We start from the raw sequence: 19683 nt of genomic DNA on the forward strand, positions 1-19683 counted from the left end.
GTAAAAACGCCGAGCTTAACAGATTGATACCGCGCTGTTGACTGCGGGCGCGGCATTGCGGTTGCAGGCCCGCGCATACTGGGCCAGCACGCGGCCGATCTTGTGCTCCAGCAGTTCGCGGCTGGTCGTGCCCAGCTGGCCCTGCAGCACGTCGAGGTATTGTTCCGGCAGGTGCTGGCTCAGGAGCGGCAGCGGGATCTCGACCGCGTCCAGGTTGGCGCACAGCCGTTCCACGGCCGCGGCCACCGGCGCCTCGCCCCAGTAGTAGCGGCAGCGGTCCGAGAGGCCGTAGCGGCGCATCACGCGCTGCTCGTCGCTGCTGCCCGGGTAGTGCTTGCGCCAGTGCTCGGGCTTGGCCAGCATGACCTCGTCCAGCACCTGCATCAGGCGCGAGGACTGTTCCGGCGGCAGCAGCTCGTCCTCGATCTGGCACAGGGCAAGCAGGCCTTCGCGCAGGGCGAAGGTGGCGGCCGGGCCCACCTTGAGGATGGCGAAATGGTCGCGCACCATCTCGTGCAGGCTGGACTCGCGCTGGTAGTCGGTCGAATGGGCCTCGAACACCAGGCCGGGCCGGCCGGCCACGAAGTCCGACAGCCTCGCCGCCTGGGCCGCGTCGTAGTGCTGGATGTGGCTGTGGTCGAAGTCCACGCCCGGCTGCACCACCATCGCGATCACGCGGCGCCAGGCCGCATGCAGGCCGGCGTCCAGGAAGGCGCGGCAATGTACCTCCAGGGTGCGCTCGGCGGCTTGCGGCGAGGTCGGGGCGCCCGCATCAAGCAGGGTCGATTCGCCGCCCGGCACCGGCACCTCGGTGCCGATCACGTAGACCGGCGGCGGATGGCTGGCCTGCTGCGCGGCGGCTTCGGCCACCCTGGCCAGGCGCACGGCGCGCTCGGCGACGATGGCGTCGTCCAGGGTGGCCGGATCGTCGGCGCAGCGCATGCTGCAATCCAGGTGGATCTTGTGGAAGCCGGCGGCGGCATAGGCCGCGACCAGGGTCTCGGCATGGAACATGGCCTCGCTAGCCTTGCGGCCCTGCCAGGCGTTCGGGCCCAGGTGGTCGCCCCCCAGTACCAGGCGCTCGAGCGGAAAGCCGCGCTCCTGCGCCAGTCGATGGACATAGTCGCGGAACTGGGCCGGGTTCATGCCGGTGTAGCCGCCGAACTGGTCGACCTGGTTCGAGGTCGCTTCGACCAGCAGCAGGGTATCGTGGCGCTGGGCCACGCGCATGGCGGCGCTGAGGACGATCGGATGGCTGCAGCAGACGCTGTACAGCCCGACCGCTTCGCCGCGCCGGTGGGCCTTGATGACCTGCTGGATGGGAGAAAGGGCCTGGTTCATGGTGCGCTCGCGCTCGATTGTTGAAGGACTAGCTGACGGGCCAACAGCGCTGCTCCACGTGCGCCGCCGGCATCGCCGAAGCGCGGCGGCAGGATCGGCGGCACCTGGGCGCCGGCGAACAGGTGGCGCTGGATGGCGCCGGGCAGCTGCTGGTAGAGGTGGGGCAGCTGCGACAATCCGCCGCCCAGCACGATCGCGTGCGGATCGAGCGCCAGCACCAGGCTGGAAAACGCATGGGCCAGCAGGTCGAGGTGGGCGGCCAGGGTCCTGGCGGCGACCGCATCGCCCGCATTGGCGCGCGCCGCGATGACCATCGGCTCGGCCCCCTCGCCGCCGAAGTGGCGGTGCAGCATGCTCATGCCTGGGCCGGACACATAACGCTCCATGCAGCCGGCGCGTCCGCAGGGACAGGCGATGACCGGCAGGCCGTAGTGCGACAGCAGGTGGGCGGGCGCGGCCCAGTGGCCCCATTCGCCCGCCACGCCGTTGAAGCCGCGGTGCAGGCGGCCGCGTGCGCAATAGCCGCCGCCGGCGCCGGTGCCGAGGATGGCGCCGAACATGGTCGGCAGGCCATCGGCCGCGCCTCCTTCCGCTTCGGACAGGGCGAAGCACTGGCAATCGTTGCCGATGGCGACCGGTCGCCCGAGCGCCTGTTCCAGCGCGGGGACGACCAGGCGGCCGTTCAGCGCCGGCACGTTGGAGCTCAGCTGGCGGCCGCTGGCGGCATCGATCACGCCGGGCAGGCCGATGCCGACCGGAGCCGCAGTGCCCAGCGCGGCGCCGAGCGCAGCGTCGCCGCGCCGCACCAGGCCGGCGACGACATCGATAAAGCGCTGGAAGTCATGTCCCGGCGTGGCGACCCGCTCGCGGAAGACTTCGCGCATGGCGCCATCGAAGGCGACCAGCTCGATCTTGCTGCCGCCGATGTCGATGCCGTGCACGCCGCGTGGTTCAGGATTCGTCATGGCGGTAGATGGTAACGCCCTTGACGACACGGTTGACCGTGCCGCTGGCGAAGGGATTATCGGGACGCAGCTGCAACTCGGCCGACAGGTGCAGGGCATACTGCTGGGCGACCAGCAGCCACAGGGGCGCCAGCCAGGCATCAGGGAAGTCCGGGGTATCGATATCCAGGTCGCCGCCAGGTCCGACCGTGAGGATGCGCTGGGCGATACCGTCGCGCCGCAATTCATCCACCAGGTCCGCTTCGTAGCGGCGCGACAAGACGCGGCTGCTGTTGAAGACGATGACCAGGGCTTCGCTGTTCAGCACCGACTTGGGGCCATGGCGGAAGCCCAGCGGGGTGTTTGCCATCGCGGGCACGCGTCCGCCGGTGAGTTCCAGCAGCTTGAGCGCGCTCTCCTTGGCCAGGCCTTCCAGCGGCCCGCTGCCCAGGTAGACGACGCGCTGCGCGGCCGTGCCGGCGAGGGCGGCGACCGGCGCCTGCCAGGCCTGCAGGGCGGCTTGCGCCAGCTGGGCCAGCCCGGCGATGCGGCAGGCGTCGTTCTCCTTGCCGAGGACGGCCAGCGCGGCCAGCAGCATGCAGGTGAAGCTGCTGGTCATGGCGAAGCCGCGGTCGCAGCTGGCGGACGGCATCAGGAGGTTGAAGGTGGAGGGATCGCCCGCGCTGTCGCGCGCCAGGCGGCCTTCGGGGTTGCAGGTGATGTTCAGCAGGCGGGCGCCGGGCACCAGCTCGCGCACCAGGTGGACGGCGGCCAGGCTCTCCGGACTGTCGCCGCTGCGGGCAAAGGAGACCAGCAGCGTCGGCGCACTCGCATCCAGGTAGAGCTCCGGGTGGGTGAGCAGGGTGGTGGTGGCGAGGGCGCGCACCTGGGCCGGCCACAAGGCATTCAGTTCATCGGCGACGATCTCGCCGACGTAGGCGGAACTGCCGGCGCCGGTGAGGATGACCCGTTGCAGCGGGTTCGACAGGCAGCCGCCCAGGAAAGCCTCGACCCGTGCTCGCTCGGTGCGCAGGCTGGCAGCCAGTTCGCTCCAGAGCGCCGGCTGCTGGGCGATTTCCTCGGCGGTGTGCAAACCGCCGATGTCGCGCCACGCTTGTTGGCTTCGCTGCAGAAGAGTAGTCATCGAAAGAAATGTATAAAGTTTTCAGTGCGATCAATCTTAAACAGAAAGTTTTCGAAAGTCAAACACGAAAGTAAAACGAAAAATCGGTCGGCGTTCTTGTGTCTTAGAGGGCATTGAAATGCATATTGCAAGGCTGATCCTGGACAGTGCCATCCGGTGCGAAGAGGTAATTCGAAAGATAGTGACCATACTTTTGCGTTAAACGAAAGGTTTTAAGAGCGGTTTTCATGATCTTTCGAACTTTTTTGAAGTTTTTCTTTCCTTTTTGTTGACCTCCTTTGTTTTTGTTCATACATTATCTTCATCAAATCGCAAAACGATCCGAAAGACCTTGTCCATGAAGCACGCATCCTCCCTGCAACGTTCTCTGGCCGTCTCCCTGCTGGCCCTGGCTGTCTCCTCGGCCTATGCGTCGCCGGTCGGCAATCTGCGCACGATCAGCCCCGGCCAGGCCGACGGCCCATCCTGGGACCTGCTCCTGGACTCCGGCGCCCGCGTCCGTGTCAGCCTGCCGCGTGCGGACGTGCTGCGTATTCAAGCCGGCCGCAAGGAGCTGAGCGGCCCCGGCGACAAGGCCGCGCCCATCGTGGTCGCCAGCGCCGCGAGCGATGTACAGCACGAATTCAAGGAAGAGAATGGCCAGCTGGTCCTGCGCACCGAAGCGCTGACCCTGCGCGTCGACCGCAAGCCGCTGCGCTTTACCCTGTACCGCGCGGGCGAGCCCCAGCCCCTGTGGCGCGAGCTGCAGCCGCTCGACCTGGGCGACAAGCAGAGCGTGCAGGTGCTCTCCAGCGACAAGGCCGAGCGCTTCTTCGGCGGCGGCCAGCAGAACGGCCGCTTCGAATTCAAGGGCCGCGAACTGCCGGTCTCGTATTCGGGCGGCTGGGAAGAGGGCGACCGCCCGAACCCGGCGCCTTTCCTGATGAGCTCACGCGGCTGGGGCATGCTGCGCAACAGCTGGGCCGACGGCAACTATGACCTGCGCGAGGACAACCAGGCCACCCTGCAGCACGCCGAGGAACGCTTCGACGCCTATTACTTCGTCGGCAAATCGATGCACGAGGTGCTGGCGCGCTATACCGAATGGACCGGCCGCGCGCGCATGCTGCCGCGCTGGGCCCTCGAATACGGCGACGCCGACTGCTACAACGACGGCGACAACGTCAAGAAGCCGGGCACGGTGCCGCGCGGCTGGAGCGATGGCCCCACCGGCAAGACCCCCGACGTGGTCGACAGCGTGGCGCGCAAGTACCGCGAACACGACATGCCGGGCGGCTGGATCCTGCCCAACGACGGCTACGGCTGCGGCTACACCGCCTTGCCGGAGACTGTCCAGGGCCTCTCCAGGCTGGGCTTCCGCACCGGCCTGTGGACCGAGAACGGCGTCGACAAGATTGCCTGGGAAGTCGGCCAGGCCGGCAGCCGCGTGCAGAAGCTCGACGTGGCCTGGACCGGCAAGGGCTACCAGTTCTCGCTCGACGCGAATAAATCCGCCTACGACGGCATCCTGAACAACTCGAGCAGCCGCCCCTTCATCTGGACCGTCATGGGCTGGGCCGGCACCCAGCGCTACGCCGTGGCCTGGACCGGCGACCAGAGCGCCAGCTGGGACTACATCCGCTGGCATGTGCCGACCCTGATCGGCTCCGGCCTGTCGGGCCAGGCCTATGCCACCGGCGACGTCGACGCCATCTTCGGCGGCAGCCCCGAGACCTATACCCGCGACCTGCAGTGGAAAAGCTTTACGCCGGTGCTGATGGGGATGTCCGGCTGGTCGGCCAGCGCGCGCAAGCACCCGTGGTGGTTCGACGAGCCTTACCGCAGCATCAATCGGCGCTACCTCAAGCTCAAGATGCGCCTCACGCCCTATATGTACAACCTGACGCGCGAGGCCGAGGAAACGGGCGCGCCCATCGTGCGCGGCCTGATGTGGGACAACCCGCAGGATCCGGCGGCGCTGCGCGAGACGCACAAACACCAGTTCCTGCTGGGCCGCGACCTGCTGGTGGCGCCGGTCTACCGCAGCCAGGCCGTCAGCGGCGGCTGGCGCAAGGGCATCCACCTGCCGCAGGGCCGCTGGCTGGACTACTGGGACGGCCGCCAGGTGACGGCGGACGCGCAGGGCAGGGACATCGACCTCCAGGTCGGCCTCGACAAGCTGCCCGTCTTCGTGCGCGCCGGCGCCATCGTCCCGATGTACCCCGAGATGCTGTATGACGGCCACAAGCAGAAGGACAGGCTGACCCTCGACCTGTATCCGCAGGGCGAGTCCACCTATACCCTATACGAGGACGACGGCGTCACCCGCCGCTACCAGCAGGGCGCCTTCAGCCGCCAGACCATCGCCATGCGCGAATCCCGGGGCAAGGTCGAAGTCGCGATCCATCCGGTGCAGGGCAGCTACGAAGGCCAGGAAGCCCAGCGCGGCTACAGCCTGCGCCTGCCCAGCCGCCAGCGCCCCACGAAGGTGCTGATCGGGACCGCGTTCATGAAGGAATTCGCCAGCCGCGCCGACTTCGACGGCGCGGAGGCAGGCTGGTACTTCGACGGCGCCGAGCGCCTGGGCAGCGTGCACGTGAAGGCGCCGAAGCAGGACATCCGCCAGCCGCTGGGCTTCACGCTCGAGGGCATCGTCCACGCCGCGAACGACGACGCCTTCCCGACCGCACCGGCCCAGGGCCGCGCCTTGCCGCCGGACGCGATGATCGTGGTGAACCGCCCGGCCGAGGAGCCGGGCCACCCGATGGAGAACGCCTTCGACGGCAAGCCGGACACCTGGTTCCGCACCGTACGCAGCCAGGCGGTCAAGAGCGGCGCCCACGAATGGGTGATCGGCTTCACCGAGCGCCGCCTGGTGGACGGCATCGAGATCGCCCCGCGCAGCGACGCCAACTGGAAGCATGGGCAGGTGCGCGACTACGAGATCTATCTCGCCGACAGCAATGGCGAGTGGGGCGCGCCGGTCAAGCGCGGGCAGCTGGCCCTGTCCAAGGACAAGCAGAGCATCGCCTTCCCGGCCAGCGCCGGCCGCCTGCTGCGCTTCCGCGTGCTGAGCACCCAGAACCCGGACGGCAGCGGCGCGGCTTCCACCGATCCAATGGTGACCGCGGTATCGGGAGAAGCCCCGGCACGCGCCTTCGACGCCGCGGCCCCGGCCGAGGTGGCGCCGATCACCCTGTCCGAGTTCCGCATCCTGGAACACCCGGTGCCGGAAGGCCAGGAACTGCGGCGTTACCTGAGCGAGCTGGCCCTGCCGAAAGGCCTGGGCCGCGACAAGCCCGCAGGCAATGGCAGCGAGATGCGCATGAACGGCCTGCGCTTCAACAAGGGCGTCGGCATGGGCCCGTCCGGGCGCCTCGACCTGCAACTGGGCGGCAACTGGCGCCTGCTGCGCGCCGACCTGGGAGTCGACGACAGCTGCCGCGCCGCGGGCGGGCTGCGCTTCCAGGTCTGGAGCGGCGAGCGCCTGCTCTACGACAGCGGCCTGGTGAAGGCGCCGGCCGTCGTGAAACCCGAGATCGACGTGCGCGGACTGGGCCAGCTCAGCCTGCGGACACTGGGAGCATCCGGTCCCCAGCCGGCCCGAACGTGCGGCAACTGGGCCAACGCCGCCTTGATCGGCACGGAAGGCGCGACGGTCAAGCCCCGCTAAGCCTTCATCACCAACAGCAGTGACGCCAGCCCCCTCCTGGAGCGGGGAGGGCCCCTTACATCCTTCGATTTGCAACAGAACGGAAAACAGCTATGAAACGACGCAATTTTCTCTCCCTGGGCTCGGCGCTGGCAGGCAGCGCGCTGTACACCGGCGCCATGTCCGGCGCCGCGGCGGCGAGCCGCGACCGGGTGCGGATCGGCATGATCGGCACCGGCATGCGCGGCCAGGTGCTGCTGCGCGAACTGGTGCGCCGCGACGATGTCGAGGTGGTGGCGCTGTGCGACATCGAACCGATCATGCTGGGGCGCGCGGTCGAGATGGTGACCAAGGCCGGCAAGCCGCGTCCCGCCACCTTCGGGGAAAACGGCCACAGCCTGGACTACCGACGGATGCTGGATTCAGGCAAGCTCGATGGCGTGATCATCGCCACGCCATGGGAATGGCATGCGCCGATGGCGATCGAGGCGATGCGGGCCAAGGTGCCGGTGGGCTGCGAAGTGGTGGCCGGCGTCACCCTGCAGGACCATTGGGACGTGCTCGACGCCCAGCTCAAGACCGGCACGCCCTACATGCTGCTCGAGAACGTGTGCTACCGGCGCGACGTGCTGGCCGTGCTGCGCATGGTGCGCTCCGGCCTGTTCGGCGACCTGGTGCACCTGCAGGGCGGCTACCAGCATGACCTGCGCGCCGTGAAGTTCAACAGCGGCGACCCGGCCAAGCCCTATGGCGGCGGCGTCGAGTTCGGCCAGAAGGGCTGGTCCGAGGCGCGCTGGCGCACCGAGCACTCGGTACGCCGCAATGGCGAACTGTATCCGAGCCATGGCATCGGCCCCATCGCCATGTACACCAACATCAACCGCGGCAACCGCTTCACCCGCATCAATGCCTTCGCCAGCAAGGCGGCCGGCCTGCACGACTATGTGGTGCGCCAGGGCGGCAAGGATCACCCGAACGCGAAGACCCGCTTCAGCCTGGGCGACATCGTCACCACCACGCTCTCGTGCGACAACGGCGAGACCATCATCCTGCAGCACGACACCTCGCTGCCGCGCCCGTACTCCCTGGGCTTCCGGGTGCAGGGCACCCGCGGCCTGTGGATGGACCTGAACCGCTCGGTGCATGTGGAGGGCGTCAGCAAGCCCCACGAATGGGACGACTTCAAGCTGTGGCAGGACAAGTACGAGCACCCGCTGTGGCGCAAGCATGGCGAGCGCGCCGCCAGCGCCGGGCATGGCGGCATGGACTTCTTCGTGATCCACGCCTTCATCGAAGCGCTCAAGGAAAGCGCCCCGATGCCCATCGATATCTACGACGCGATCAGCTGGAGCGCCATCACGCCGCTGTCCGAGCAGTCGATCGCGCTCGGCTTCCAGACACTCGATTTCCCCGACTTCACGGGCGGCGCCTGGCGCACCCGCAAGCCGATCTTCGCATTCGACGACCGCTACTAAGCGCGCAGAAGAACCTTCAGACAGTTCCACATAATCAGGAGACAACGATGAAAACCACGATGCTGTTGTTGAGTGCCGGCGCCCTTGCCCTGCTGAGCTGCGGCGAAGTCCAGAGCCAAACGGGAGCGGCCATGAGCGCCACCGCGTCCAAGAAGGCGGTCGTCGCCGCGCCGCTGAACGTGGCCCTGGCGGGCAATGCCTTCGTCACCACCGCGGGCGCGGGCGCGACGGAAACGATCACGTCCAACGGCCTGGCCAACTGGACCGATCCGACCACCGTCACCAGCATCTGGTTCCGGATGGCGCAGGCGGGCAGCGCCACCATTGGTCTGGACGCCAGCCTGGCAGGCGGCAAGAGCAGCACCGTGCGGGTCACCGTCAACGGCACGCCTTTCGAGGTCAAGCTGAGCAAGGGCGCGAAGAAGACCTATACCGTCGGCACGTTGGACCTGCCGGCCGGTTACATCAAGGTCGACCTGCAAGGCCTGAGCAAGGACGGCGGCTACTTCGGCGACGTGGCCGGCCTGACCGTCAACACGGCGGCCACCGTCAACTATGCCAACGACGCGGCCAACTACTACTGGTCGCGCCGCGGACCCTCGGTCCACCTGGGCTTCTCGGTGCCGGCCAACACCGAGTACTTCTACAGCGAATTATCGGTACCGGTGGGGCAGGACGCGATCGGTTCCTACTACATGGCCAACGGTTTCAACGGCGGCTACTTCGGCATCCAGGTCAATTCGCCCTCCGAGCGCCGGGTGCTGTTCTCGATCTGGGATGCCGACAACGGCGCCAAGACCACCCTGGTGAGCAAGGGCGCCGGCGTGGTCGACAACGGCTTCGGCGGCGAGGGCACGGGCGGCCAGTCCTACCTGCTTTACAACTGGGTGGCGGGGAACACCTACCGCTTCGTCACCCGCACGCGCCCGGACGGGGCGGGCGGCACCGACTTCTCGGCCTGGTTCTTCGCGCCGGAGCTGGGCAGCTGGCGCTACATCGCCACCTGGAAGCGCCCGGCGACCACCACTTACCACGCCGGCGTTTACTCCTTCCTCGAGAACTTCATCGACACCAAGGGCTACCTGGGCCGCCTGGCCGAATACGGCAACCAGTGGGCGCGCTCGATGAACGGCGCCTGGACCGAGATCACGACGGCGCGCTTCACCGGCGACGCCACTGCCGCCAACGCCCAGCGCATGGACTACGCGGGCGGTTTGCGGGGCAGTGGCTTCTACCTGCGCAACGGCGGCTTCTTCAGCGACTACGTCCCGATCAACCAGAACTTCACCCGGCCGGCGCTGGGCGCCGCGCCCGGCGTGGACGTGAACGCGCTGCCCGTGCAGTAAGCAACACACAAACACAATTACAAAAGGAGAGGCAATGAAACTCAAGACACTGATCGCCGCGCTGGCGGCTGCGGGCATGGCATCGAGCGCACTGGCGGCCGGCCAGGTGGACAACCAGGCGGCAAGCACCGCCGACGGCAAACCGGAAAAGATGGCGCGGGTCGAGGTGACCGGTTCCAGCCTGAAGCGCATCAACGCCGAAACAGCGTCGCCGGTGCAGGTGGTGGACGCCAAGCAGATCGAGAACATGGGTGCGCGCACCCTGATGCAGGTGCTGGACAACCTGCCGGCCGCGCGTCCGGCCCAGCAGGACTTCCGCTCGATGTTCACCGGCTCGGACGGCGGCTCGCAGGCCAATCTGCGTGGCCTGGGCGCCCAGGGCACCCTGGTGCTGTTGAACGGCCGCCGCCTGTCCTTCTATGGCGCGCCGTCCGGCTTCCAGACCATGTTCGTGAACATCGACGCGATTCCCGCGGCGGCCATCGAACGCATGGAGATCCTGACCGACGGCGCCTCGGCGGTGTACGGCTCGGATGCGGTGGCAGGCGTGATCAACGTCATCACCAAGAAGAACTACCAGGGCCTGGAGGCGCGCGCCAGCTACGACTCCTCCGCCGAAGTGAAGTCGTATGGCGAGAAGCAGGGCAGCCTGCTGTTCGGCACCGGCGACCTGGGCGAGGACGGCTACAACATCTATGGCTCGCTCAACGTCTACCAGCGCGACCGCATCGCGCTGGCTGACACCTACGACAAGCGCCCGGACCACTTTTACGTCAACAACCCGAACTTCATCCCCAACTTCCGCATCGGCACCGGCAGCGAGCCGGGCGTGCTGAACCAGGGCACCTTCTTCGTCTTCGACCCGAGCCGCAACAACGCCCGCATCCAGCGCGCGGTCAACGGTTGCCCGACCGCGATCACCGAAGCCTCCGGCACCCGCTGCATCTGGAACAACCTGCCGTATGCGCTCGATACCGGCCCCACCTCGGACCGCTTCACCGGCTACCTGGCCGGCCGCAAGCGCTTCGGCGGCGGCATGGAAGCCTTCGCGGAAGCGGCCTATACCCACATCCGCATGCGCGGCGAAAACGGCCCGCGCACCTTCAACAGCGGCAGCACCAGCAACTGGTTCTCGCGCAACACGGGCACCAAGCTGAACACCTTCGTCAATCCCTACCTGGGCCCGAACAACGTCTACCTGCAGGGCAGGCTGGATCCTGACATGGCCGCCAAGATGGGCGGCGCGGCCGGCCTGAACTACCTGATGCAGGACGCCGTCGGCCACTTCGGCCAGAAGAACGTCGACGACAGCTACCGCGCCCTGGCCGGCCTGCGCGGCACCGTGTTCGGCGACTGGGAATTCGAGACCGCGCTGAGCGTGGCGGGCAGCCACTCGACCCTGTACCAGACCGTCAACATCAACACCGCCGGCTTCGCCAAGGCCTTCGGCCCGTTCACCACCGATCCGGCCACCGGCCGCACCTACATCGCCGACAACCCAGCCTATAAATTCGGCGAGATCAGCGAGGCCAATGCGGCCCTGCTGCGCGAAGCCTACCCGACCTTCGACATCCAGTCCTGGACCAGGCTGATCACCTGGGACGGTAAGGTCGAGGGCACCTTGATGAAGATCGGCGACCGCGAAGTGCGCGCCGCCTTTGGCGCCAACCTGATGCGCGAGAGCTTCGACACGCCCGGCAACGCCGACGCGGCCAACGGCCTGATCACCCAGCAGGGCGGTTCCTGGTTCGACGGCGAACGCACCATCTCGGCGGTGTTCGGCGAAGTGGTGGTGCCGGTGACCGACAAGCTCGAGATCAACGCCGCCGCACGCCTGGACAAGTACCCGAACTTCAGCGCCAACCTGGCGCCGAAGATCGGCGTGGTGTGGCGCGCCCGTCCTGAAGTCATGGTGCGCGGCACCTATTCGGAAGGCTTCCGCGCGCCCAACCTGGCCGAATCCGGCTCGGGCGGCGTGTTCGCCCAGGTGGGCGGCATCCGCGACACCGTGCGCTGCGACGAAACCAATGCCATCGCACGCCTGTTGATGAAATCGGCCGCCAGCACCGAGGTCGACCTGGGCCGCAGCCTGCTCAACTCGAACTGCTCGACCACGGTGGGCGGCCTGACGCCGCCGAACCCGGACCTGCAGCCTGAGAAAGCCAAGATCGCCACCCTGGGCCTGGTGCTGCAGCCGGTCCGCGACGTCAGCGTCTCGCTCGACTACTGGATCGTCAACCGCCGCAACGAGATCGTGCGCCAGGACTTCAACCAGCTGTTCACTGAACTGGTGGACCAGTACGGCCCAGGCCTGGCCGGCACCGACAAGGCCATCCGCAACGAGCTGACCGACGCCGACCGCGCCAACATGGCGGCGGTGGCCACCATGTGCGCCAATCCGGCCAACGCGGCGGCCTGCGCCGGCGGCCTGCCGACCTACTCGGTGGGCAACCTGGGCGGCCTGATCAACTCCTACCTGAACCGCGGCCGCACCCTGGTCGACGGCTTCGACATCGATGCGCGCACCCGCATCGGCCTGGGCGAGTGGGGCAAGCTGAGCACGGGCGTATCGGCCACGATTCGCCGCCGCGAGACCTACAACTATGAGGACGGTAGCGGCTTCTCGGGCAACTACGTCGGCTACTACGGCTCGCCGCGCCTGCGCGCCACCTTCAACGCCGACTGGGCCTACCGCGACTTCACGACCAGCCTGTTCGTGAACTTCACGGGCCGCACCAAGTGGGCCTACGGCGACTACGACACCGACAACGTCCCGGCCAACTGCACGGCCGCCGGCGTCTCGCTGCCGGAAGAGCTGTGCGATCACGCGCCGTCATATACGACCGTGAACCTGGGCTTCAACTGGAAGCCGATGAAGAACCTGAACCTGGGGCTCAACATCAAGAACGTGCTCGACAAGCGTCCCTACTACGATCCGAATGGCTGGGAAGGCTACAACCACAGCCAGAATTTGTTCGGACGGCAGTTTGCGGTGTCGGCGAGTTACAAGTTCTGGTAAGGCCGCTTCCAGTGATGGAACCGTAGGGTTGGCGGCTTCGCCGCCGACGCGGTGATAGGTGGAGCGAGATCAATCGTATCGGCAGCTCGTCCGCCAACAATCACCGCGTCGGCGGCATAGCCGCCAACCCTACGAAGCGCGTCCAACGCAAAAATCCACAAATACCGCTTGCTGTTTCGCACATGTGTGCTAAAGTGGCTTCATGAATACCACCGCGAAAAGCGAAGCCACCTACGCCACCATCGTCACCGCCGCCATGGAGATGGCCGCCGCCGAAGGCATCGGCAAGCTGTCGCTGGGCGAGCTGTCCAAGCGCACCGGCATCAGCAAGAGCGGCATCTTTTCGCGTGTCGGCTCGCTCGAGGCCTTGCAGGGCGCGGTGCTGGAGGAATACGACCGCGTCTTCGCCGAGGAAGTCTTCCTGCCTGCGCTGAAGGCCCCCAAGGGCTTGCCGCGCCTGGTGAAGCAGGTAGACCTGTGGCTCAAGCGGATCGGCAGCGATACCTCGCGCGGCGCCTGCCTTTATACAGCGGGCGCCTTCGAGTTCGACGACGTGCCTGGTCCGCTGCGCGACCGGCTGGAACAAGGCGTGGTGCGCTGGCGCGCCTCGCTGCGCAAGACGGTGCTGCAGGCGATCGAAGTGGGCCACCTGCGTCCGGATACCGATCCCGAGCAGCTGGTGTTCGAGATCTACAGCCTGATTATCGGGATGATGCACGACGTGCGCTTCCTGCGCGGCGACGCCACGGCGCGCCGGGTGCAGCGGGCCTTCAACCGCCTGATTTCGACCTACAAGAGTTTCAACGACCTGGAATAACAGCGGTTAGCAGCAACGATGCGGTGGGCCATGCCCGCCATTTTTTGGAGTTCATTTCGCACACTTGTGCGAAATGGTATGTGGGCAAGGAGAACATCATGTCGAACCTTTGGTTGCTGGCGCTGCCTTTCGGCGGCTTCGTCTGGTACGTGCTGGGCGGGATCATGCGCATCGTCCCGAAATCCAACGACGATTTCACCTTCTTCTGAAGCCGCCGGGTGAGGGCGCAGGATTATTGCGCGCCGGCGGCGGTCTCGATCAGCGCGGCCACCGCTTGCGGGTGCGAGGTCATCACGACGTGCGACGCGCCGGGGACGACCACGGTCTTGCGCGAGTGGGCGCGTTCCGCCATGAAGCCCAGGGCGGCGGCGGGGATATTCTTGTCGCCGCTGCCATAGATGAAGTAGGACGGCAGTTTCTTCCAGGCCGGCGCGCCCGATTTTTCGGTGAGCGCGGCTTCGGCGATCGGGCGCTGGGCCACGGCCATCAGTTCCGCCTCGGCCTTGGGCACGTCGGCCGCGAACTGCTTGTGGAATTTTTCTTGCTGGATGGTGAAGTCCTTGCCGCCGCCAGACAGGGGCACTGGTTCAGCCAGCGCCTGGCCGAGCGTGCCGCCGGGATAGCGTCCCGACAGTTCGAGGGCGGTCTCGCCGGCTTCCGGCGCGAAGGCGGCGACGTAGACCAGGCTCTTCACGTTGGCGTTGCCGTTCGCCGCGGCCGAGATGACGGAGCCGCCGTAGGAATGGCCGACCAGCACGACCGGGCCTTTGACGCTCTTGACGATGTTGGACACGCTGTCGGCATCGCCCTGCACGCTACGCAGGGGATTGGCGGCGCCGATCACGCGGTAGCCGTCGGCGCGCAGGGTGGAGGCCACGCCGTTCCAGCTGCTGGCGTCGGCGAAGGCGCCGTGCACGAGGATGACGGTCGGCTTGACGGCTGCGGCGGGAGCCGCCTGCGCGCCGACGGCGGCGCCGGCGAACGAGAGGGCCAGGGCGAGGTGTTTGATGGCTTTCATGATGTGTCCTTTCGATGTTTGTAGTTGGCTATTAAATAGCGCGCGATATAAGTGCGCTGCTGGAACAAATAAGGTGCTGCCTTCTTCACTGGAAGCCGCTCGTGCGACATCCATGCGTGCAATATAAGTCGTGCAATATTAAATAGCAAGCGATTTATTGTACTGGTTTGTATCTGGAGCGGAATCGGGCGTCCATGATTAGGACCAGTCCTTGTCCGCCTGCACGTTGAGCCGGTGCGCCGCGTCGATCACGTCCTGCAGCTCGACCGGATCGCTGAACGGGTCCTGGTCCAGTTCGGTGACCCGGTTCAACTCTTTCTGCCAGCGGCGCAGTTCGTCGACCAGTTGCTGGTTCGGCACGCGCCTCAGGTCGCCGTTTTCCTCGATCACGTCGCAGATGCCGTTGCGCACCCATTCGCCTGTATGCCAGTCCGGCATGTCGACGGCGGGGAAGAGGCAGATTCCTTGCAGGTCGATGCCGCGGTCGACCGCCGCCAGCGCTTCGCCCATCACGTCCCTGAGCCAGTCCGCGCGGCCATGGCCGAGGCCGCTGGTTTCGCCGATGATGATCGGCCGGTGATAGCGCTTCCACACCGTCTCCAGCATGTCGCACAGCGGCGCGATGCGATCGTCGCCGGGCGGCAGCGGCGCATGCGGCCCTTTCTCGCGGTATTCCATCTGCCCGAAGGAATAGGCGTTGGCGCCGACGATATCGAGGATCTCGGGCGAGCCTCCGAACTCGGGATGCTCGCGTCCGCCGATGATGTCCCAGGCCAGGAAGGTGTCGACGAAGGTCTCGTGACGCGCGGCCTCGGCCTGGTCGGGACGGTCGCGCGGCGGCACCACCCACACCAGCGGATCGACGTGCACCATGCGCGCCTCCGGATCGACTTCGCGGATCGCCTTGACGCCTGCAATGGCCGCCCGGCACAGCGCCAGCAGCAGGCGCATCCGGTCTTCGCGGCTGCAGCGGTAGGGCGCGGCCCAGCCCCATTCGCCGGCGCAGAAGGAGAAGAAGGTGATCTCGTTGATCGGCGTGAAGAAGTGCGGGCCGCGGGTCTTCGGCAGCACGTATTCGGCGGCGGCGCGGCAATACTGCGCGAAGCGCTCGACGAAGGCGTCGGTGAACGGGTCGAGGTCGTCCGGATAGCCGTAGTGGCAGAGGTCCCAGATCGGGATCACCTTGGACGCGTTCATGGCCTCGATGAAGGAATCGACGCAGGAAAAGTCATAGCCGCCGTCCTTGTCCACCATCGGCCAGGGAATGCCTTCGCGGGCCACGGCGATGCCCAGCCGGTTGAGGATCCGGTAGTCCTCGGCGGCATGGCGGTCGTGGCCGGTTTCCGCCACCAGGTTGCGCCGCACGCCGTCACCCCAGTAAAAGGTAGAGCATTCGAAGCCGGACAGGAAGAAAGTAGGAAAGATCCCCGGACGCTGTGCCATGCAGACTCCTTTCGGTTTCCAGTGCGCCGCCGGTGAGGCTGGCGGTGTCGAGGCACTAGGATGCCATGAGTCCGGTATTGCTGTTCAGGTGATGCGTGCGCGGAATTTACGGCTAGAAATTGGCACAGCCGGAAGGCTGGGGGAGGGCAGAAGGCATTCAGGCGATGAGCCGCCCGAACGCCGTTTCGATCAACGAACGTCCAGCAACTCGACGTCGAAGATCAGGTTGGCATTGGGCGGGATCGGGCCCGCGCCGTCGGCGCCGTAGCCCATGTCAGGCGGCAGGATCAGGGTGCGCTTGCCGCCCACCTTCATGCCCTGCACGCCGACATCCCAGCCTTTGATGACCTGGCCGCCGCCGACCTGGAAGCTGAACGGCTCGCGTCCCTGCGACGAGTCGAACTGGGCGCCATGCTGCGACGGGGCGCTCGGATCGAACAGCCACCCGGTGTAGTGGACCACGGCGGTCGAGCCGGCGGTCGCTTCCTTGCCGGTGCCCGGGACGGTGTCGATCTGTTGCATGGCGACGGCGTTGGCCGCGGCGGCCGGTTTCGGCGCCTCGGCGCGCTTGCAGGCGGTGACGCCGAGCGCCATTGTCAGGCCAAGGATGCAGTGGGAAAGCAGCTTTTTCAAATTGGTTTCTCGCGGTAGTGAATGGAAGATTGGAAGCCCGCAGGAGCATACATGGCGATTGATCTCATTACAACCTATGCGGGAGCGGACTGTCCCCGAGGGCTGAAACCGATACATTCCGGACTACCTTCACCCAGGAATATGTTTGATTGGGGCAGTAGAACCTAGACATGGTTGGATGCCAGACCCCCAAACGAAAATTACTGTAATAAAGGAATAGATTGCAGTTTGTCCGGGTTACGGACCACGTATATACGAGAAATTTTGCCTTCGTCAATGCAGAATGATTGTACTGAATCAAGCTTTCCGTCGATGTATCGAATCAACCCAGGTTCGCCGTTTACACATGCCATCTTATAGACGACCCGTTCGGGGAACGCATGTTCGACTGCCCAATACAATCCTGCTACACGTCCGGTCCCAACAAGGAGCTTGTCCAGAGACGGTACTTTCCCTCCACCGTCTGCCCTGTACTCGACATCCGCTGAAAGTAGCGACTTCATTGCATCGCGATCAGCACTGGCGGCCGCTTGCATAAAATTGTCGAGGACGGCACGATGCATACTTCTTGAGACTGTGAAACGTGGGCTCTCCTGACGGATACGTTCCTGAGCCCGATGGACGAGTTGCCTGCAGGCCGCTTCGCTTTTGCCAAGCACGACTGCAAGTTCATCATAATTACGGTCGAATACTTTTCTCATCAAGAAGGCTGCACGCTCTTCCGGCGTCAGCCGTTCCAGCACCCAGAGCATGGCAACGGAAACCTCGCTTGCCAATTCGGCAGCGGCCTCGGGATTTTCTCCAACCATCTCGACCACAGGCTCTGGAATCCACCAGCCGCTGTAGGTTTCGCGCTCAATTTTTCGGCTTCTCAAGCGATCTATCGACAACCGCGTCGTAATGGTCACCAGCCAGGCTTCAGTCGACTTGATTTCATCATGCCCGCTTGTGCTGAAGCGCAGCCAAGCATCCTGAACGATGTCTTCCGCATCGGCGCGCATGCCAAGCATTCGATAGGCAATCAGGAATAGACGTGGACGTAATTTGTCGAACACGAGCAGGTCGGCGGAGTTCATGGCTACCTTGAACTAGGAATCATACGTCATAGACGATCCAGCACTGGCTCTTGTGACGCATCCACCGGTGTTTGTCACAGCAAGACGTGGCTACACGTCTTGTAGAAAGCGGCGGGCAGGTCTCGCCAGCCGCACAACTAATCACCTCACGAAAGGAAGTACGAACAATGAATCGCGCAAACTGGTTTCAAGTCTCGCAGGATGGTGCAAAGGTGCTGGGAGCGCTCCACCATTACGCAACGACGGGCACAGGTCTGGAACCTGCACTCATTCACCTTGTCTTTCTCAGAGTTTCTCAATTAAATGGTTGCGCACACTGCATCGACGTCCACACCCGCGATCTCATCAAACACGGGATGTCTGTCGACAAGATTGTACTGGTGCCGGTGTGGGAAGAAGTCGAGTATTTGTTCTCGGACCAAGAACGTGCAGCCCTCGCGTGGACGGAAGAGGTAACACGCGTGAGCGAAACCCATGCTTCGGATGAGGCATACTCCGCGGCATCGACCGCTTTTGGAGAAAAGGCCTTGGTAGAACTGACGATAGTGATTGCCGCCATGAATGCAATCAATCGCATGGGTATCAGCTTCCGCTTAAAACCACGTGCCAGGGCTTAAAGATATCCGAAGGGGGCATCGCTGTTCTCCGCCCCGGCGACGAAATCGAAGTGACCTCATCGTCCGCTTCTGGGCCGATAGCTGATCTACTGACTAGCTGAAAGGGCCTTCGATGAGTAATGAGGTCTCATTCATCAGCGCCGCCATCAGCGAACGGGCGTCCCGATGCTTGAGCAAGGGCGCCGACTGTCCGCACCATAGCGACATCAGGTCGGCACGGGCCTGCTCACTTGCAGCCTTCTTCATGATTCCGGTAAACCAGTTTTGCACCGGGTAAGGCGGCAGCTCCGCAGCATGCGGTTCCAACTCCTCCCTCAGCCGGTTCTGGATGCCGCGCGCCAGCCTGCCGCTGAACACGGGCGTCAAGCCCGTGTGGCGGGCTTCGCGACTGAACAGCATCTCCCGATGCGTCGGGTTGGCACTCGATTCCTCGCAGGCGAGAAACGCAGTCCCGATTTGCACGCCTTGGGCGCCCAGGGTCAGCGCGGCGGCGATGCCGCGGCCATCGGCGATGCCGCCTGCCGCGATCACGGGAATACGAACGGCGTCGGCCACCTGCGGGACGAGGGCAAAGGTACCGCACAGCGATTCTTCCGCGCGGCGCAGGAAGGACACGCGGTGCCCGCCCGCTTCGAAACCGGTGGCGACGATCATGTCGACGCCGGCTTGTTCCAGGGCGACCGCTTCCTCCACCGTGGTCGCGGCGCCAAGGGTCGTGATGCCCAGTTCGCGGCAGCGCGCCAGCACATCGGACGAAGGAATCCCGAAGACGAAGCTGAACACTGCGGGACGCGCTTCGAGCACCGCCTCGATCTGCTTGGCGTAAGGCGGAGCAAACCGCGCTGGACGCTGCGGCATGGGGATGCCCAGCTCCGTAAAGTACGGCTCCAGTAATGTCGCATTGCGCGCGAATGCCGCGTCATCGATCCGTGGATCATCGGAACCCTCCAGCGGGATCCATAGATTCAACGCGAACGGACCCGAGGTGCGCGCGCGAATCTGGCTTGCGACCGCGCAGATGCCGTCCGCGTCGAGATGATGCACGCCGAATGAGCCAAGGCCGCCGCTGTCGCAAACCGCGGCGACCAGGTCGACCGACGAGATGCCGCCGCCGAACGGGCCCTGGATGATGGGCGCGGCCAGGCCGAGGCGGCGTGCTACTTCAGTATTTTTCCACAT

14 protein-coding genes are annotated in these 19683 nt (G+C 65.4%); 6 read left to right on the plus strand and 8 right to left on the minus strand.

Annotated elements, in window-relative coordinates:
- Positions 1–15 precede the first annotated feature (15 nt).
- Genes KBW98_RS02900 through KBW98_RS02910 form a run of 3 tightly spaced genes read right to left on the minus strand, consistent with a single transcriptional unit; the run spans position 16 to position 3429 of the window.
- Entirely contained in the window at positions 16–1341 is a 1326-nt protein-coding gene (locus KBW98_RS02900) for a D-tagatose-bisphosphate aldolase, class II, non-catalytic subunit (RefSeq protein WP_211518587.1), read from the minus strand.
- Positions 1338–2306: an ROK family protein gene (locus tag KBW98_RS02905; RefSeq protein ID WP_211518588.1), complete on the minus strand. Its 969-nt coding sequence runs from the start codon at positions 2304–2306 to the stop codon at positions 1338–1340. The genes KBW98_RS02900 and KBW98_RS02905 overlap by 4 nt, the downstream gene beginning before the upstream one ends.
- The gene (locus tag KBW98_RS02910) at positions 2293–3429 is read right to left on the minus strand and encodes an SIS domain-containing protein (protein ID WP_211518589.1); all 1137 of its coding nucleotides are present in this window, start codon (positions 3427–3429) and stop codon (positions 2293–2295) included. Before KBW98_RS02910 ends, KBW98_RS02905 begins: the two co-directional genes overlap by 14 nt.
- A 337-nt stretch (positions 3430–3766) precedes the next feature.
- Between KBW98_RS02910 and KBW98_RS02915 the strand changes: the two genes are divergently transcribed.
- The 5 genes from KBW98_RS02915 to KBW98_RS02935 all read left to right on the plus strand — a co-directional run bounded on the left by KBW98_RS02915 (position 3767) and on the right by KBW98_RS02935 (position 13717).
- Positions 3767–7081, plus strand: coding sequence for a TIM-barrel domain-containing protein (locus KBW98_RS02915; RefSeq protein WP_211518590.1), 3315 nt, complete (start codon positions 3767–3769; stop codon positions 7079–7081).
- 92 nt (positions 7082–7173) lie between these two features.
- Entirely contained in the window at positions 7174–8535 is a 1362-nt protein-coding gene (locus KBW98_RS02920; protein WP_211518591.1) for a Gfo/Idh/MocA family protein, read from the plus strand.
- 47 nt (positions 8536–8582) lie between these two features.
- Complete coding sequence (locus KBW98_RS02925; RefSeq protein WP_211518592.1) at positions 8583–9881, plus strand: DUF3472 domain-containing protein; 1299 nt, start codon at positions 8583–8585, stop codon at positions 9879–9881.
- A gap of 34 nt (positions 9882–9915) precedes the next feature.
- Complete coding sequence (locus tag KBW98_RS02930; RefSeq protein WP_211518593.1) at positions 9916–12900, plus strand: TonB-dependent siderophore receptor; 2985 nt, start codon at positions 9916–9918, stop codon at positions 12898–12900.
- Positions 12901–13102: 202 nt separating this feature from the next.
- Positions 13103–13717, plus strand: coding sequence for a TetR/AcrR family transcriptional regulator (locus tag KBW98_RS02935; protein WP_211518594.1), 615 nt, complete (start codon positions 13103–13105; stop codon positions 13715–13717).
- Between the two features lie 232 nt (positions 13718–13949).
- Here the strand turns inward: KBW98_RS02935 and KBW98_RS02940 are convergent, their stop codons facing one another.
- From KBW98_RS02940 to sigJ, 4 genes are all read right to left on the minus strand, one after another.
- The gene (locus KBW98_RS02940) at positions 13950–14735 is read right to left on the minus strand and encodes an alpha/beta fold hydrolase (protein WP_211518595.1); all 786 of its coding nucleotides are present in this window, start codon (positions 14733–14735) and stop codon (positions 13950–13952) included.
- 198 nt (positions 14736–14933) lie between these two features.
- Complete coding sequence (locus KBW98_RS02945; protein WP_229428945.1) at positions 14934–16178, minus strand: b-glycosidase; 1245 nt, start codon at positions 16176–16178, stop codon at positions 14934–14936.
- 189 nt (positions 16179–16367) lie between these two features.
- Positions 16368–16811 carry an FKBP-type peptidyl-prolyl cis-trans isomerase gene (locus KBW98_RS02950; protein ID WP_211518596.1) on the minus strand — a complete coding sequence of 148 codons (444 nt, stop codon included), beginning with the start codon at positions 16809–16811 and terminating at the stop codon, positions 16368–16370.
- A gap of 200 nt (positions 16812–17011) precedes the next feature.
- A complete protein-coding gene (gene sigJ, locus KBW98_RS02955) occupies positions 17012–17887 on the minus strand; it encodes an RNA polymerase sigma factor SigJ (protein ID WP_211518597.1) in 876 nt (291 codons plus the stop codon).
- 167 nt (positions 17888–18054) lie between these two features.
- On the opposite strand from sigJ, the gene KBW98_RS02960 reads away from it, so the two are divergent.
- On the plus strand, positions 18055–18504 hold the full coding sequence (locus tag KBW98_RS02960; RefSeq protein ID WP_211518598.1) for a carboxymuconolactone decarboxylase family protein: 450 nt from the start codon (positions 18055–18057) through the stop codon (positions 18502–18504).
- 93 nt (positions 18505–18597) lie between these two features.
- Here the strand turns inward: KBW98_RS02960 and KBW98_RS02965 are convergent, their stop codons facing one another.
- The gene (locus tag KBW98_RS02965) at positions 18598–19683 is read right to left on the minus strand and encodes a nitronate monooxygenase family protein (RefSeq protein WP_211518599.1); all 1086 of its coding nucleotides are present in this window, start codon (positions 19681–19683) and stop codon (positions 18598–18600) included.

It is taken from the genome of Massilia sp. ST3 (assembly GCF_018119405.1).
In the GTDB taxonomy this organism is placed as follows: Bacteria; Pseudomonadota; Gammaproteobacteria; order Burkholderiales; family Burkholderiaceae_D; genus Telluria.

What these genes read in the sequence shown, in the direction of transcription:
- KBW98_RS02900 (WP_211518587.1), bottom strand. Translation starts at nt 1,341, where the DNA reads ATGAACCAGGCCCTTTCTCCCATCCAGCAGGTCATCAAGGCCCACCGG.
- KBW98_RS02905 (WP_211518588.1), bottom strand. Translation starts at nt 2,306, where the DNA reads ATGACGAATCCTGAACCACGCGGCGTGCACGGCATCGACATCGGCGGC.
- KBW98_RS02910 (WP_211518589.1), bottom strand. Translation starts at nt 3,429, where the DNA reads ATGACTACTCTTCTGCAGCGAAGCCAACAAGCGTGGCGCGACATCGGC.
- KBW98_RS02915 (WP_211518590.1), top strand. Translation starts at nt 3,767, where the DNA reads ATGAAGCACGCATCCTCCCTGCAACGTTCTCTGGCCGTCTCCCTGCTG.
- KBW98_RS02920 (WP_211518591.1), top strand. Translation starts at nt 7,174, where the DNA reads ATGAAACGACGCAATTTTCTCTCCCTGGGCTCGGCGCTGGCAGGCAGC.
- KBW98_RS02925 (WP_211518592.1), top strand. Translation starts at nt 8,583, where the DNA reads ATGAAAACCACGATGCTGTTGTTGAGTGCCGGCGCCCTTGCCCTGCTG.
- KBW98_RS02930 (WP_211518593.1), top strand. Translation starts at nt 9,916, where the DNA reads ATGAAACTCAAGACACTGATCGCCGCGCTGGCGGCTGCGGGCATGGCA.
- KBW98_RS02935 (WP_211518594.1), top strand. Translation starts at nt 13,103, where the DNA reads ATGAATACCACCGCGAAAAGCGAAGCCACCTACGCCACCATCGTCACC.
- KBW98_RS02940 (WP_211518595.1), bottom strand. Translation starts at nt 14,735, where the DNA reads ATGAAAGCCATCAAACACCTCGCCCTGGCCCTCTCGTTCGCCGGCGCC.
- KBW98_RS02945 (WP_229428945.1), bottom strand. Translation starts at nt 16,178, where the DNA reads ATGGCACAGCGTCCGGGGATCTTTCCTACTTTCTTCCTGTCCGGCTTC.
- sigJ (WP_211518597.1), bottom strand. Translation starts at nt 17,887, where the DNA reads ATGAACTCCGCCGACCTGCTCGTGTTCGACAAATTACGTCCACGTCTA.
- KBW98_RS02960 (WP_211518598.1), top strand. Translation starts at nt 18,055, where the DNA reads ATGAATCGCGCAAACTGGTTTCAAGTCTCGCAGGATGGTGCAAAGGTG.
- KBW98_RS02965 (WP_211518599.1), bottom strand. Translation starts at nt 19,683, where the DNA reads ATGTGGAAAAATACTGAAGTAGCACGCCGCCTCGGCCTGGCCGCGCCC.